The organism is Pelagibacterium montanilacus, from assembly GCF_003992665.1.
GTDB lineage: Bacteria > Pseudomonadota > Alphaproteobacteria > Rhizobiales > Devosiaceae > Pelagibacterium > Pelagibacterium montanilacus.
Genome location: NZ_RZMX01000008.1, coordinates 245,076 through 260,851 on the forward strand (window position 1 = coordinate 245,076; position 15,776 = coordinate 260,851).

A 15,776-nucleotide genomic window follows, 5' to 3' on the forward strand; every position below is an offset into this window, starting at 1 on the left:
GCCAAAAGGAAGAGGCGGATCCACCGCCCGCAAACACAAAACAAGTTCATCCGTTCCCGTTGGAGGAGACTACCAAAATGTTCAACAGACGCGCACTTCTTGCCGCCGCAAGCGCCATCGCCATCCTCGGGGCAGCCCCGATGGCGTCCGCGCAGGACGACACGCTCGACATCGCCCTGATTTCCAAGGGCTTCCAGCACCAGTTCTGGCAGGCCGTGAACATGGGCGCCGAGCGCGCCGCCGAGGAACTCGGCGTCAACGTGACGTTCGAGGGCCCGGACAACGAGACCCAGGTCGACCGTCAGATCGACATGCTGGCCGCCGCCCTCGCCCGCCAGCCCGACGCCATCGGCTTTGCCGCTCTCGACAGCCAGGCGGCCATTCCGCTGCTCCAGCAGGCTGACGATGCCGGCATCCCCGTCGTTGCATTCGACTCGGGCGTGGAAAGCGACATCCCGGTCTCGACCGCATCGACCGACAACATGGCCGCAGCGGCACTGGCTGCCGACAAGATGGCAGAACTGATCGGTGGCGAAGGCCAGGTGGCCCTGGTCGTTCACGACCAGACCAGCCGCACCGGCATCGAGCGTCGCGACGGCTTCGTGAACCAGATCGAAGCCGAATACCCCGACATCGAGATCGTCACCGTCCAGTACGGCGCGGGCGACCATCTCCAGTCGACCGAGATCACCAAGTCGATCATCCAGGCCAACCCGGACCTCAAGGGCATCTTCGGTGCCAATGAAGGCTCGGCTATCGGCGTGGTGAACGGCGTGCGTGAACTGGGCGCCGAAGACATCGTGATCATCGGCTATGATTCCGGTGCCGCACAGATGGAAGCGATCCGTGACGGGCTGATGGCCGGCGCCATCACCCAGAACCCGATCGGCATCGGCTACGAGACCGTGGCTGCCGCCGTCGCCGCCATCAACGGCGAGGAAGTCGAAACCAATATCGACACCGGCTTCTTCTGGTACGACGCCGAGAACATCGACGATCCCGAGATAGCAGCGGTTCTCTACGAGTAATCGCCAGGCGCGCCGAAACGCCGGGGGTCTTCGGACCCCCGGCGTCTTCTTTTCAAGCCTGCCCCCGCAACGGCCTGACTGACGTCCGCGATCGCCCCGAGCGCGGATCGGCAAGCCCCCCGCTCCCGAGGCCCACCATGACGACCATTACCGACCTCGAGGTTCTCGACCTGCGCTTTCCCACGTCCCAGCATCTGGACGGGTCAGACGCGATGAACCCCGATCCGGACTATTCGGCAGCCTATGTGATCCTGAGGACCGATACCGGAGAGGAAGGCCACGGGCTGACCTTCACCATCGGGCGGGGCAACGAGATCTGCTGCGCGGCCATCGAGGCGATGCGCCATCTGGTCGCGGGGATCGACATGGCCGAGGTCGCCGCGGACATGGGCGCGTTTTGGCGGCACGTGACGTCCGACAGCCAGCTGCGCTGGATCGGCCCGGACAAAGGTGCCATCCATCTCGCGACCGGCGCGATCGTCAACGCGGTCTGGGACCTTTACGCAAAGCTCGAGGGCAAGCCGCTCTGGCGTCTCATCGGCGAAATGAGCCCCGCCGAAATCGTCCGCTGCATCGACTTCCGCTACATCACCGACTGCATCACGCCAGAAGAAGCGCTGGCGCTTCTGGAAAAGCAGAGCGTCGGAAAGGCCGGGCGCATCGCCGACCTCGAGGCCAATGGCTACCCCTGCTACACCACTTCGGCGGGCTGGCTCGGCTATCCCGACGACAAGCTGCGCCGGCTCTGCCAGGAGGCCATCGACCAGGGCTTCGACTTCGTCAAGCTCAAGGTCGGCCGCGACCGGGAGGACGACATCCGCCGCCTGCGGATCGCGCGCGAGACCATCGGCCCGGACCGCAAGCTGATGATCGACGCCAACCAGGTCTGGGAGGTCGATACCGCCATCGATTGGCTCAAGGACCTCGCCTTCGCCGAGCCCTGGTTCATCGAGGAGCCCACCAGCCCCGACGACGTCGAGGGCCACCGCCGTATCCGCGAGGCCGTCGCTCCCATCAAGGTCGCGACCGGCGAGATGTGCCAGAACCGGATCATGTTCAAGCAGTTCATCATGCGCGGCGGCATCGACATCGTGCAGATCGATTCCTGTCGCCTGGGCGGGGTCAACGAGATCCTCGCCGTCATGCTCATGGCCGCAAAGTACGAGCTGCCCGTCTGCCCCCATGCGGGCGGGGTGGGCCTGTGCGAATATGTCCAGCACCTCTCGATGATCGACTACATCGCCATCTCGGGCACCCATGAGGGGCGCGTGGCCGAATATGTCGACCATCTCCACGAGCATTTCGTGGACCCCTGCGTGGTGCGCGGGGCCGCCTACATGCCGCCCAGCGCGCCGGGCTATTCCATCGAGATCAAGCCCGAATCCCGGCAAACCTACCGCTTCGCGCCGTCCTGACCCGCCACGCCGAAAGGCTCAGTTCCCGCCGGCGTTGAGCCGCTCGGCAATCAGCGCGTCCACCACGTCGGGGTCCGCGAGCGTCGAGGTGTCGCCCAGCGCCCCGCATTCGTTCTCGGCGATCTTGCGCAGGATGCGACGCATGATCTTGCCCGAACGCGTCTTGGGCAGCCCGGGCGCGAACTGGATGAGATCGGGCGAGGCGATCGGCCCGATCTCGCCGCGCACCCAGTCGCGCAGCTCTCGGGTCAGCGTCTCGGCCGGCGCGGTGCCCGCCATCAGCGTCACATAGCAGTAAATTCCCTGCCCCTTGACGGGATGGGGATAGCCCACCACCGCCGCCTCGGACACCGCCCGATGGGACACCAGCGCACTCTCGATTTCCGCCGTCCCCAGCCGATGGCCCGACACGTTGAGCACGTCGTCCACCCGGCCCGTGATCCAGTAGTCCCCGTCTGCGTCCCGGCGCACCCCGTCACCGGTGAAGTAATAGCCCTTGTAGGTCGAGAAATAGGTTTCCACGAACCGTTCGTGGTCGCCCCAAAGGGTGCGTGCCTGCCCCGGCCAGCTCTGGGCGATCGCCAGCACCCCGCTCGCTTCGGTGTCTTCCACCACCTCGCCCTCGGCGGTGAGCACCACAGGCTCCACCCCGAAGAACGGATGGGTCGCCGACCCCGGCTTGGCGCCGGTCACCCCGGGCAGCGGGGTGATCATCACGCCGCCGGTTTCGGTCTGCCACCAGGTGTCCACGATATCGCAGCGCCCGCCCCCGACATGGCGGTGATACCAGTGCCAGGCTTCGGGGTTGATGGGCTCGCCCACGCTGCCGCACAGGCGCAGCGAGGAGAGAACGGCCCCCTCCAGCGGCTCCGTGCCCGCGCCCATCAGGGCCCGGATTGCCGTCGGGGCGGTGTAGAAGATATTGACCCTGTGCCGCTCGATGACCTGCCAGAACCGGGAGGCATCGGGCCAGTTGGGCACCCCCTCGAACATCACGGTGGTGACCCCGTTGGCGAGCGGTCCATAGACGATATAGGTGTGCCCGGTCACCCAGCCCACATCGGCCGTGCACCAGTAGACCTCGTCGGGGCGCGGATCGAAAATCATCTCGTGGGTCAGCCCCGCCCAGACCAGATAGCCCCCGGTGGTGTGCAGCACGCCCTTGGGCGCTCCGGTCGAGCCGGAGGTATAGAGAATGAACAACGGATCCTCGGCCCCCATGGGTTCGGGCTCGCACCGTGTGTCCGCATAGGCCGAGACATCGCGCCAGGAAACGTCCCGCCCCTCGGTCATTGCCACCGCGCCGCCGGTGTTCTCGACGACCAAGACCGTCTCGACCACGGGGCAGCGCGCCACCGCCTTGTCCACATTGGCCTTGAGCGGCACCGTGCGGCCGCCTCGCCTGCCCTCGTCGGCGGTCACGACCACCCTGCTGCCGCAATCGGTGATCCGGCCCGCCAGCGCATCCGGGGAGAACCCGCCGAACACCACGGAATGGACTGCCCCGATCCGCGCGCAGGCCAGCATGGCGAATGCGGCCTCCGGGATCATCGGCAGATAGATCGTCACGCGGTCCCCGCGCCTGACCCCCAGCCCCTTGAGAACATTGGCAAAACGGCACACCTCGTCGTGCAGCTGGTTGAAGGTGAACTGCCGCGCGCCATGGGAGGGATCGTCCGGCTCCCAGATCAGCGCCGTCTTGTCTCCATGGGTTGCCAGATGCCGGTCGATGCAATTGGCCGAGACATTGAGCACCCCATCCTCGAACCATTTGATCGAGACGTCCGGATAGTCGAACCGCGCGTCCTTGACCCGGCTGTAAGGCACCATCCAGTCCAGCCGCCGGCCCTCCTGGGCCCAGAAGGCTTCCGGGTCGGCGATCGACGCCGCGTACCGGGCGGCGAACGTTTCCGGGCTCAGCCGCGTGTGCCGGCTGATGGGGGCCTGAGTGTTCATGAGCAAATCCTCCCGATTGCTCCGGACGCATCGACCGCGTCCGGAGCCTTTGTCGTTGATCGCTCCCCCACGCAGCCGCACCGCCATACCGCCGCCAGAGCGTGTTGTCGAAATCCCGGCGCGTCGTGCACGCCCGGCCGGCAAGCCGCTAGATCGCGAGGTATTCCTGCCTCAGCTCTTCATTGTCGAGCACATCGCGGGCCGAGCCGGCGAACGCGACTTCGCCGGTGTCGAGAATGACCGCGCGGTCGGCGAGCTTGAGCGCCGCGATGGCGTTCTGTTCGACGATGATCGTGGTGATTCCCAGTCCCTTGATTTCGTGCAGAATGCCCTCGATCTCCTGGACGATCACCGGCGCGAGCCCCTCATAGGGCTCGTCGAGCAACAACAGCTTGAGGTCGCGCGCCAGCGCCCGGGCGATCGCCAGCATCTGCTGCTCGCCGCCCGAAAGCGTGGTGCCCTCCTGCTTGCGCCGCTCGGCGAGTCGGGGGAAATGTCCATAGATGCGCTCGAGATCCCAGCCGGTCCCGGGCGCCACTTGCGCAAGCGCGAGGTTTTCTTCCACCGACAGGCCCTGAATGATCCTGCGGTCCTCGGGCACGAGCTGGACCCCCGCCCGCGCGGCCTCATGGGCCTTCATCTTGTGCAATTCGGCGCCGTCGAGAATGATTTCCCCGGTCTTGAGCGCGGGGTTGTCCAGCCGGGCGATCGCGCGCAACGTCGAGGTCTTGCCCGCCCCGTTCCGCCCCAGCAGCGCCAGGATTTCCCCGTGGGCGATCTCGAGGCTCACACCCTGAACGATATAGCTCTCCCCGTAATAGGCGTGGATGTCCCTGACCGAGAGGAAGGGCGCCTTCTGGGGTTCGGGAGGCGCGGTTTCGGGCCGCATCTGTGTGGACAGGGCATTCATCAGTGCGCTCCTCCCAGATAGGCTTCCTGTACGCGCGGGTTGCCGCGCACATCGGCGGGCAGGCCCTCGGCGATGATCCGGCCCCCGGCCAGGACCGAGATTTTGTCGGCGAGCGAGAACACCACATGCATGTCGTGTTCGATGATGACCTTGGTCATGCCCCGGCTCTTGATCTTCTTGAGCAGTTCGATCGTCGTGTTGGTGTCGTGGCGGCTCATGCCGGCGGTCGGTTCATCGAGCAGCAAGAGGCGCGGCTTCTGAATCAGGCACATGGCCAGCTCCAGCCGCCGCTTGTCCCCGCGCGAGAGCGAACCCGCCCCCACCGCGCGGCGATCGATCAGCCCCACATCCTCCAGAGTGGCCTCGGCCTCCTCGCGCACCGCCTTCTCGTCGTCGAGCGGTCGGAAGATGTTCACCTTGAAGGCCCCGTCCCGCTTGGCGAAAGCCGGGGTCATGACGTTCTGGAGCACCGAAAGGTCGGTAAAGATCTCCGGGGTCTGGAACACCCGGCTCACGCCGAGCTGGTTGATCTCGTGAGGCTTCTTGCCCGTCAGCACCTGGCCGTCGAACACCACCGCCCCGCTGGTGGGCGCCAGCCGGCCGATCACCACATTGAGCAGCGTCGACTTGCCGGCCCCGTTGGGCCCGATGATCGCATGGGTCTTGCCTTCCTCGACCTGAAGGTCGATGTCCGCAAGCGCATGCAGGCCGCCGAAATTCTTGTGCACGTCGGCAACGTGCAGCACCACGTTTTCGGGTGTCTTCATGGTCTCTCTCCCTACTCGGCTGCCGTTGTGCTGAGCTGTTCCTTGCTGGCAGACCGGTTGGCCCGCCTGGCGCCGAACAGGCTTTTGATGCGCCGCGTGCCTTCCATAATCCCGCCGGGCAGGAATACGACGACAAGGACGAAGACGAGCCCCTCGGTCAGCTTCCAGCCTTCGCCCACGAATTTGGACGAGACCAGAACCACCCCGTCCTGCACGCCATCGGGCAGCCAGGAAAAGAGGTCCGCGAGAATGCGTGCGTTGAACGCGGAAAAGATGTTTTCCATGTACTTGATCAGCCAGGCGCCGATCACCGGACCCAGCAGCGTGCCGACCCCTCCAAGGATGGTCATCAGCACCACCTCGCCCGAGGCGGTCCACTGCATGCGCTCGGCACCGGCCAGGGGATCGGTCACCGCCAGCAGCCCGCCCGCAAGCCCTGCATACATGCCCGAGATCACGAACGCGGCCAGCGTATAGGGACGGGTGTTGAACCCGGTATAGCTCATGCGCGTCTGGTTGGACTTGATGGCCCGGAGCTGCATGCCGAACGGGGACGTGAAGATCTTCTGGGCGATAAAGAACACGACCAGCAGAATGGCCGCGCAGAGGTAAAATCCGCCATAGCCGCCAAGCGAAGTGCCCAGAAGGCTCGGGGAAGGCAGCCCCGCGAGCCGGTCGCGGAACATCATGTCGATGATGCGCGGGTCCTGACTGGTCAACTGGAGCGCGGTTTCACCATTGGTGATCGGCGTGAGCACCGAATAGGCGAGATTGTAGGACATCTGCGCGAAGGCCAGCGTCAGGATCGAGAAATAGATGCCCGAGCGCCGCAGGCTCACGAACCCGATCGCCAGCGCAAACACCCCCGACATGATGATGGCAAAGATCAACGCCGGGATCGCATCCATGGTCAGGAGCTTGAACGACCAGACCGCAGTATAGGAGCCCACGCCCAGAAACGCGGCGTGCCCGAAGCTGAGATAGCCGGTGAGCCCGAACAGGATATTGAAGCCCACAGCGAAGATCGCAAAGATCGCGAATTGCTGCATCAGGCCAGGATAGGCGGCGCCCAGCGGCGCGAGCCAGATCGGCATGGTGAGCACGACGATCGAGAACAGGGCGAGGGTAATGACGTCCTTGCGGGGGAGGCGGAAGATATCCATCGGTCAGCCCTCCATGACGCCGCGCCGGCCGAGCAGGCCGCGAGGGCGAACCAGCAGGATGACGACGGCAACAAAATAGATGATGATCTGGTCGATGCCCGGGATCAGGGCTTTGATCTGGGTCATCGAGGCGAAGGACTGCAGGATCCCCAGAAGGAAGCCCGCCGCGACCGCACCGGGCAGCGAGCCCATGCCCCCCACCACGACCACCACGAAGGACAGGACGAGGAAGTCCATGCCCAGATTGTAGTTGGGCGGCAGCAGCGGCGTGTACATAACCCCCGCGAGCCCGGCGACCACGGCTGCGATGCCGAACATGATCGTGAACCGCCTGTCGATATTGATGCCGAGCAGGCCGACAGTCTCACGGTCGGCCATGCCGGCCCGCACCACCATCCCGAATGTCGTGAACCGCAGGAAGGCGAACACCGCACCCAGGATGACCCCGGCGAACAGAAGGTAGACCAGCCGCCAGAGCGGATAGGTCACGGCCCCCGCCTGCATGCCGAACCACGCGCCCACATCGGCGGCGCCTCGGAAATCGGACGGGATCGGTTGGGGCCAGGGATTGGGGCCAAAGAAGGTCTTGACCAGCTCCTGGAGCACGATGGCGAGCCCGAAAGTCACGAGGATCTGCTCGGCATGGGAGCGCTTGTAGAAATGCTTGATCAGCCCGCGTTCCATCGCGATGCCGACCAGCAGCATGAAGGGTATGGCCAGCACGATGGAGATCGGCACCGAATAGTCGATCAAAAAGGGCGCCCAGTCCCCGAACCACTGCTCGGCCATCGGCGTGCGGACTTCGAGCGGCGTGCCCCAGGGCGAAAGCTGGGTCTCGTCGATCGTGACCGTCTCCGTGGTGATGAACTGGCGGAAGGCCACCGCGCAGAACGCGCCGAGCATGAACAGCGCCCCATGGGCGAAATTGACCACGCCCAGCGTGCCGAAAACGAGTGTGAGCCCAAGGGCGATCAGGGCGTATGCGGCGCCCTTGTCCAGCCCGTTGAGCAATTGTGCGAGTATCGCATCCATCGAAATGGCTCCAGATGGTCCTGTTTGTCCGGCCACCGCGGCGGCCGGACAAACAGGTTGGTTGCTTTGCCGGACTGGCTAGGCGCACATGTTGGGTTCGTAAGGTCCAAGCTCGCCACCGAAGATCTCGGGGTCGTAGGTCACGCTCTCGCGCGAGGCCGTCGACACCACTTCGAGCAGGTCGTACTGGTTGGACGGCGTTTCCTTGCCCTGTACGACCAGAACATCCTTGAAGCACTGGTGGTCCGAACCGCGGTAGAGCGTGGGACCGTTGCCCATGCCGTCGAACTCGAAATCCTCGAGCGCGCGGATGACTTCGGGCGGATAGAAGGTTCCGGCCCGCTCCACCGCATCGGCATAGAGCAGCGTCTGCACATAGGAGGTATGGGCCGCCTGGCTCGGGGGTGATCCCCAGCGGGCCCCGAACGAGGCGGTGAACGCCTGGGAGGCTTCGTCGGGCTGGCTCCAGTACCAGTTGGATGTCCCGTACACGCCCTGCATGGCCTCGCCGGCACCGGCCGCCATCAGGTCCGACACCAGCGGCAGGACGAGCTGGAAGTCCTGCCCGTTGGCCTGCCGGTCCTTGAGCCCGAACTGGACCGCCTGGGTCAGCGAATTGACCCCGTCGAACCCGTAGTGGTTGAGGATCAGCACGTCGGCGCCCGAATTGAGCACGGGCGTGATGTACTGGCTGAAATCGCCGGCCCCCACGGGCGTGCGCACGGCCTCGACCGTCTCCCAGCCCAGGGCCTCGGTCGCCGCGATCATCGACTCCTCCTGGGTCCAGCCCCAGGTGTAATCGGCAGTCAGGTGATAGGCGCGGCGCTGGTTGCCATAGGCCTGGCCGAGCTGCGGGCCGAGCCCGACGCCCGACTGGTAGGCGTTGAAGAAGTGGCGGAACCCGTAGCGGCGCTTGTCCTTGCCGGTGGTGTCGTTGGAGTGGGTCAGCGCCGACATGAAGATGATCCCCATGTCCTGGCACAGGCTCTGGACTGCGACGGCCACGCCCGAGGACGAGCCGCCCGTGATCATCACCGCCCCATCGCGCTCGATCATGCGGCGCGCGGATTCGCGAGCCGGATCGGACTGGGTCTGGGTATCGCCGGTCACATACTCGACCCGCTTGCCCAGAATGCCGTTGCCGGTCAGTGTGTCCGACGAAAAGTGCGGGATCAGCCCGCCATCGCCTTCCCCGTTCAGATGCTCGACCGCCAGTTCATAGGCCCGGAGCTCGTCGGCCCCTTCATCGGCGTAAGCGCCCGTCTGGGGCACGTTGAAGCCGAGCGTGACGGTGTCGCCCGTCGGCGCGTTGCAGAATTCCTGTGCCCAGGCACCCCGGGACAGAATGAGGGGCGAAACGCCCGTGGCAAGAATACCGGCAAGCCCGCCCTGAATGACGCGGCGACGACCGTACCTGCGCTTGAAATCGCTCATGGAATCTCCTCCTGAAATGCAGCGACGCGGTCTCCTCCTCACGCCTGCCTGCTGGAGGGAAGTATTCCGCCCCGGTCACGATTCCGCAATACGCCCTTGTAATATATGAATTATTCTGTAAATCTTTGCACTATTTTCGCCACAATCCTGTCAATTCATCGACAAACCCGAGGATTCCCAAGCCCCATGCGCGCCCCCATCGGCATCAGGATCAGCTCCCGCCGCAAGGCGCTCGGCCTGTCCCAGGCCGGTCTGGCGCGCAGCGTCGACATCTCCCCGAGCTATCTGAACCTGATCGAGGCCGACAAGCGGCAGGTCGGCGGCACGCTGCTCCAGAGAATCGCCGCGGGTCTGGACATCGACATTGGCGAGTTGACCGGGGAGGCCGAGCACAGACTGATCCACGAGCTCGTCGAGGCCTTCGCCGATCCGCTGCTGGCCGATCGCCGGCTGGGCATGGACGAAGCTCGGGCGCTGGTCGCGACCCAGCCCCACATCGCCCAGATCGTCGCGCGCCTTCATCGCGCCTATGGCGCCGCCGCCCAGAGCGCGGACATCTATGCCGACCGGCTCCGCGCCGATCCGCTGCTCAGTGCGCTCCTCCACCAGATCCTGTCGGCTATCACCGCCGTGCGATCGAGCGCAGAGATTCTCGAGGACATCGACGAGAGCGACACCGACGCCCGCACGCGCTTTCTCTCGTCGATCGGCAGGGAAAGCCGGACCGTGGCCAGCGTGGCGCACAACCTGATCGGCCAGTTCGATCAGGCCAGCACCGCCGGGCGCTCGATTTCGGCCCGGCGCGAACTCGATGACATGATCTTTGCCGCCCGCAATCATTTCGCTCCGCTCGAGGAGATCGGCGCAAGGCTCGGGGAGACCCTGCGCGGCGCCGGTGAACTCACCGAAGCGGGCATCGAGGCGGAGCTTTCGCGCGCTCACAAGGTTACCGTCGCCCGCGCCGCGCCGGCCTCGGGCGGCAACGAGTTCGGCTATGATGCCAGCACGCGCACCCTGTGGTTCCGCAATTCGGTGCTCCGCTCCACGCGACAGTTCCAACTCGCCCGCCTGCTCGCCAGCCTCACCAGTGCCGACCGCATCCAGGCCCTCGTTGCCGCATCGCCCCTCACGACCCCCGGCGCGCGCCGGGACGCGGCCCGCTACCTCGCCTCCTACATCGCCGGCGCGATCCTGTTTCCCTACGACCGCTTCCGCGCCGACGCGGAAAAGCTGCGCTATGACGTCGATGCCCTGAGCGAACTCTACACCGCCAGCTTCGAGCAGATCGCCCACCGACTCGTCACCCTGCGCCGGGAGAATGACGAGGGCGTACCCTTCGGCTTCCTGCGCGCCGATCCCTCGGGCCGGCTCACCAAGCACTTCCCCTTGCCCGGCCTGCTTTTGCCCCAGACCGGACACGCCTGCCCGCTCTGGGCCATCTACAGCGCCTTTCGGACCCCCGGCCAGATCGTGCGTCAGCCGGTCCGCTTCCCCGACGGTTCCCGCTTCCTGTTCGTCGCCAAGGCGGTCACCCGTCGCACATCGGGCTTTGCCGATCAGGTCCTGCCCCATTCGATCCTCCTGGTCATGGACATGCTGCACGCGGACCGGACCGTTTACTCCGACGGGCTCGACCTGGGTTCGCCACGCGCCGATATTCCCGTCGGGCCAACCTGCCGGCTGTGCACGCGCGAGGACTGCTCGAGCCGTCAGGAGGCGCCCTTTTCGCCAGACGGCACGGGACAGTGAGCAGGCCCCATCGTGTGAGGGGGCTTGGCGAACCGATGCAATTGAGCTTATCTGAGCGCCGTCCCCATGGAGGCAAGGGGGACGGGAGGGGGAGTTTTGGCACTCGATGTTCTCATCGCGGAAGACGAGCCGAGCATTCTTGAAGCACTTGATTTCGTTCTGAAAAAAGCAGGATGGACGATAGGTTCGGTCATGGATGGAGAGGTGGTGGTCGACACCGTCCGCCGCCTGCGGCCGCGCATGCTGGTGCTCGATGTGATGCTGCCCAAGCGCAGCGGATTCGAAGTGCTCAAGCAGATCAGAGCCGATGCCAGCACCGCGAAACTGCCGGTGCTGGTGCTCACGGCCAAGGGCCAGCAGCAGGACCGGAGGGTGGCCGAGGAGCTGGGCGCCGACATCTTCGTGACCAAGCCCTATTCCAATGTCGAGGTCGTCGAGGCGGTGCGCAGCCTCCTGGGCGATCCCGCCGACAAGCGCGCCGGGGCTTGACCCGTGCATCGGCGCAAGGTGATCGGGAGCGCGCTGTTTTTCTCCCTCTTCGGGATGATGGCCAGCGTGCCGCCGCTGATCATGCTGTTCCGGTTCGAAGGCTTTGTGTTCGGCATCCCCGCTGCCACGGTGTTCCTTTTCGGCCTGTGGGTGTTTCTCGTTGTTGGCGCCGCCTGGTTCAGCCGGGCGCTGCCCCGTGACGAGCCGGCTTCGGGGGTAACCAAAGCGCCATGACGCTGACGGCCGACCTCGTGATCGCCACGGCGGTGGCCTATGTCGGCCTGCTGTTCGTCATCGCCTATCTGGGCGACCGCCAGACCCGGCGCGGGGCAGCCAGCTTCCTGCGTTCTCCCTTCGTCTACACGCTCTCGATCTCCGTCTATTGCACAAGCTGGACATTTTACGGCGCCGTTGGCACGGCCGCGCGCAGCGGGCTGGAATTCCTCACCATCTATCTCGGGCCGACGCTGGTTTTCGTGGGCTGGTGGTTCATCCTGCGCCGTCTGGTGCGCATCAGCCACGATCAGCGCATCACCTCGATCGCCGATCTGCTGTCGTCCCGGTTCGGCAAGTCGAGCCGGCTCGCCGTGCTCATCACCGTGCTCGCCGTCATCGCCATCGCGCCCTATATCGCCCTGCAGCTCAAGGCGATCACCTCTTCTATCGAAGCCATCGCGGGCTCTTCGGAATTCGGCCGCGGCAGTCTCGAGGGCTGGGACGAGGTCGGGCTTGCCTTCGGGGTCGCGGCGGGCATGGCCCTCTTCACCATCCTCTTTGGCACCCGAAACGTCGATGCCAAGGAGCAGCACCACGGCGTGGTGGCCGCCATCGCGTTCGAGGCGGTCATCAAGCTCACCGCGCTGATCGCGGTGGGGATATTCGTGGTCTATATCGGCGGGGGCATGGACACCATCTTCGCCGATGCCGCCCGCGTGGGCATCGATGTGCACGCCAGCAACACCTTCGGGGACCGCTGGATCGCCATGCTTGTGCTCTCGGCGGCGGCCGTCATCTGCCTGCCGCGTCAGTTTCAGGTCACGGTCGTCGAGAATTCCAACGAGAACCATCTGCGCACCGCGAGCTGGGCCTTCCCCGCCTATATGCTGGCCATGAGCGTCTTCACCCTGCCCATCGCGCTCTTCGGGCTCACCTTCATGCCCGTGGGGTCCAACCCCGACATGTTCGTTCTGACCCTCCCCCTCGCCCAGGGTCAGGACTGGCTGGCGCTCTTTGCCTTTATCGGCGGATTTTCCTCGGCGACCTCCATGATCATCCTGGAATCGATCGCCCTCTCGATCATGGTGTCCAACCATATCGTCGTGCCCATCATGCTGCGTCTGACCTCGGGCGATGGCATCGGCGAGGGCAAGGGCGTGCGCCGTCTGATCCTCAATGCCCGGCGCCTTTCGATCGTGCTCATCCTGTTTCTGGGGTTCGGGTATTTCTACTTCACCCGCACCTCCGATGCCCTCGCCCCCATCGGCCTGATCTCGTTCACTGGCGTTGCCCAGTTCCTCCCCGCCATCCTTGCCAGCCTCTTCTGGCGCGATGCGTCCGCACGCGCGGCCATCGCGGCGGTGGCCGTGGGGTTCGTGGTCTGGCTCTGGTCGAGCCTGATGCCATCCTTCGCCTCCTCCTCGAGCCTTGTGGCCGACGTACTCGCCAACGGACCCTGGGGCATCGCATGGCTGCGGCCCCAGGCCCTGTTCGGGCTCGATGGCCTCGATCCCCTGACCCATGCGGTGTTCTGGAGCCTGTTCCTCAACGCCACGGTGCTGATCCTGGGCTCGCTGGCCTCGAACCAGTCCGCACTCGAACACGTCCAGGCCGCGCTGTTCCTCAACGTCTTCCGCCGCACCAGCACCGACGCCGCCTCCATGACCGGCTCGGCGACCGCCGATGACCTCTTTCTCGTCGCTCGCCGGGTCCTCGGGCACGACCGGGCGGTGGACCTGTTTTCCGAAGAAGCCCGGATCGCCGGCACACCCTGGTCGGCGCTCGAGCCGAGCCCGGCCTTCATCCGCAAGCTCGAACGCGAGCTGGCCGGATCTATCGGCGCGGCCTCGGCCCATGTGATGCTCTCGAAAGTCGTCTCGGGGGATTCGATCTCGCTCGAGGAGGTCATGCAGATCACCGACGAGACCCAGCAGGCCATCGAATATTCCCAGGAGCTCGAGCGCACCTCCACCCAGTTGCGCGCCACCGCCGAAAAGCTCGAACAGGCCAACCGCCAGTTGCGCCGGGTCGATCTGCAAAAGGACGAGTTCCTCAGCCAGGTAAGCCACGAGGTCCGCACGCCGATGACCGCGATCCGCGCCTTCTCGGAAATCCTGCTCGACGAGCCCGGGCTCGACAGCACCTCGCGCGACCGCTTCATGACCACCATCCACCGCGAAAGCCTGCGACTCACATCCCTGCTCGACGAAATCCTCGACCTTTCGGCCCTGGAACGCGGCGAGCGGGCCTGGGAGAACCGGCGGCTCGATGCCGAAGACACGCTCGATCAGGCCATCAGGGTGTGCGACGCCCTCGCCCGACAGAGCGCCATGACCATCCGGCTCGGCCCCCGCGCCGAGCGGGCGATCGTGCGCGCCGATCCCGATCGCCTGAGCCAGGTGCTCATCAACCTCATATCCAACGCCATCAAGTACAACCGCGCTGCCGAACCCGAGGTCGAGGTCCGCTCGCGCTGCCAGGACGGCACCTACATCATCGAGGTCGAGGACAATGGCACCGGCATCGATGCCGCCGAGCGCGAGCGCATCTTCGAGAAATTCTACCGCGGCGACCACATCGCCACCGCCGGCAATGCCGGCGCCGGCCTCGGCCTGCCGATCAGCCGTGAGATCGTCGCTCGCATGAACGGCACGCTGGAGTTGATCGCCACCGCCCGCGCGGGCGCCTGCTTCCGCGTGTCCCTTCCCATGGCCGAGCCCGGCGCACGGGCCTGACCCCTTGTTCGTGCACGCATTTGCCTTTGGGCAGAGGGCCAACGCACGCTATGGTGTTCCAATGAAGTTTGACCTGCTTGTCCCCTGCCGCGCCGAAGTGGGAGAATCCCCGGTCTGGGATGGCCCGGCCAACCGGCTCTGGTGGGTGGATGGCCCGCCGGGCATTCTCTACCGGCTCGACCTTGAAACCCGCGCTCTCGCCCACTGGACCTTCGGCCGCCGCCTTGGTTCGATCGCGTTGACTCCTGACAACCGCGTCCTGCTCGCGCTGCGCGACGGATTGCACCTCTTTGATCCCCACACCGAAGAGCTGGTGTTTCTCGTCCATCCCGAGCCCGGTGGCGTGGACAATTTCCTCAATGACGGCAAGGTCGGCCCCGACGGCGCCTTCTGGATCGGCAGCGCCGGCATCGCCCCCGATGGCGGCCCGGCCGGCGCGCTCTATCGCGTCCTGCCCGACGGCACCGTGACAAAAAGGGTGAGCGAGGTCTTCACCTCCAACGGGCTCGCCTGGAGTGCGGACGGCAAGACCATGATCCACTCCGATTCCCGCGGCCAGTGGATCGACCGCTACCGCTTCGATCCCGCGACCGGCGAGATGTCACAGCGCAGGCGGATCGCCACCCCCGGCCCCGCCGATGGTCGTCCCGATGGCGGCGCGTTCGACCGCGACGACTGCTACTGGAGCGCCGGGGTCTCGGCCGGTTGCGTCAACCGATACGCCATGGATGGCACTCTGCTGGCCCGCTACCCGATGCCGGCCCTCGCTCCCACCATGCCGTGCTTTGGCGGCCCCGACATGCGCCACCTCTTCGTCACCTCGCTGCGGCGCAAGGACGATGCGACGGACGCCTGCGGGCACCTCTACTGGACGACCACCCA

At 65.6% G+C, this 15,776-nt stretch carries 13 protein-coding genes; 7 read left to right on the plus strand and 6 right to left on the minus strand.

Annotated features, from left to right (window positions below; genetic code table 11):
* Positions 1 to 77: 77 nt before the first annotated feature.
* Together EO136_RS03350 and EO136_RS03355 are read left to right on the plus strand one after the other, a co-directional pair.
* Positions 78 to 1,028 carry an ABC transporter substrate-binding protein gene (locus EO136_RS03350; RefSeq protein WP_127143051.1) on the plus strand — a complete coding sequence of 317 codons (951 nt, stop codon included), beginning with the start codon at positions 78 to 80 and terminating at the stop codon, positions 1,026 to 1,028.
* A gap of 137 nt (positions 1,029 to 1,165) precedes the next feature.
* A complete protein-coding gene (locus tag EO136_RS03355) occupies positions 1,166 to 2,443 on the plus strand; it encodes an L-fuconate dehydratase (protein ID WP_127143052.1) in 1,278 nt (425 codons plus the stop codon).
* Between the two features lie 18 nt (positions 2,444 to 2,461).
* Here the strand turns inward: EO136_RS03355 and acs are convergent, their stop codons facing one another.
* From acs to EO136_RS03385, 6 genes are all read right to left on the minus strand, one after another.
* A complete protein-coding gene (acs, locus tag EO136_RS03360; protein WP_127143053.1) occupies positions 2,462 to 4,399 on the minus strand; it encodes an acetate--CoA ligase in 1,938 nt (645 codons plus the stop codon).
* 148 nt (positions 4,400 to 4,547) lie between these two features.
* The gene (locus tag EO136_RS03365) at positions 4,548 to 5,309 is read right to left on the minus strand and encodes an ABC transporter ATP-binding protein (RefSeq protein WP_206513257.1); all 762 of its coding nucleotides are present in this window, start codon (positions 5,307 to 5,309) and stop codon (positions 4,548 to 4,550) included.
* On the minus strand, positions 5,309 to 6,076 hold the full coding sequence (locus tag EO136_RS03370) for an ABC transporter ATP-binding protein (protein WP_127143054.1): 768 nt from the start codon (positions 6,074 to 6,076) through the stop codon (positions 5,309 to 5,311). Before EO136_RS03370 ends, EO136_RS03365 begins: the two co-directional genes overlap by 1 nt.
* 11 nt (positions 6,077 to 6,087) lie before the next feature.
* Positions 6,088 to 7,239 (minus strand): branched-chain amino acid ABC transporter permease, encoded by a 1,152-nt coding sequence (locus EO136_RS03375; protein ID WP_127143055.1) that lies wholly within the window; start codon positions 7,237 to 7,239, stop codon positions 6,088 to 6,090.
* A 3-nt stretch (positions 7,240 to 7,242) separates the two neighbouring features.
* Positions 7,243 to 8,271: a branched-chain amino acid ABC transporter permease gene (locus EO136_RS03380; protein WP_127143056.1), complete on the minus strand. Its 1,029-nt coding sequence runs from the start codon at positions 8,269 to 8,271 to the stop codon at positions 7,243 to 7,245.
* A 78-nt stretch (positions 8,272 to 8,349) separates the two neighbouring features.
* On the minus strand, positions 8,350 to 9,705 hold the full coding sequence (locus EO136_RS03385) for a substrate-binding protein (protein WP_127143057.1): 1,356 nt from the start codon (positions 9,703 to 9,705) through the stop codon (positions 8,350 to 8,352).
* 186 nt (positions 9,706 to 9,891) lie between these two features.
* Between EO136_RS03385 and EO136_RS03390 the strand changes: the two genes are divergently transcribed.
* The 5 genes from EO136_RS03390 to EO136_RS03410 form a co-directional block, all read left to right on the plus strand.
* Entirely contained in the window at positions 9,892 to 11,454 is a 1,563-nt protein-coding gene (locus EO136_RS03390; protein WP_164730424.1) for a helix-turn-helix domain-containing protein, read from the plus strand.
* 96 nt (positions 11,455 to 11,550) lie between these two features.
* On the plus strand, positions 11,551 to 11,943 hold the full coding sequence (locus EO136_RS03395) for a response regulator (protein ID WP_127143059.1): 393 nt from the start codon (positions 11,551 to 11,553) through the stop codon (positions 11,941 to 11,943).
* 3 nt (positions 11,944 to 11,946) lie between these two features.
* Positions 11,947 to 12,177, plus strand: a complete 231-nt coding sequence (locus tag EO136_RS03400) for a hypothetical protein (RefSeq protein WP_127143060.1) — start codon at positions 11,947 to 11,949, stop codon at positions 12,175 to 12,177.
* Complete coding sequence (locus EO136_RS03405; RefSeq protein WP_127143061.1) at positions 12,174 to 14,894, plus strand: sensor histidine kinase; 2,721 nt, start codon at positions 12,174 to 12,176, stop codon at positions 14,892 to 14,894. The genes EO136_RS03400 and EO136_RS03405 overlap by 4 nt, the downstream gene beginning before the upstream one ends.
* A gap of 61 nt (positions 14,895 to 14,955) precedes the next feature.
* Positions 14,956 to 15,776 (plus strand): SMP-30/gluconolactonase/LRE family protein (locus EO136_RS03410; RefSeq protein ID WP_164730425.1); only part of this gene is annotated, 821 nt, incomplete at its 3' end.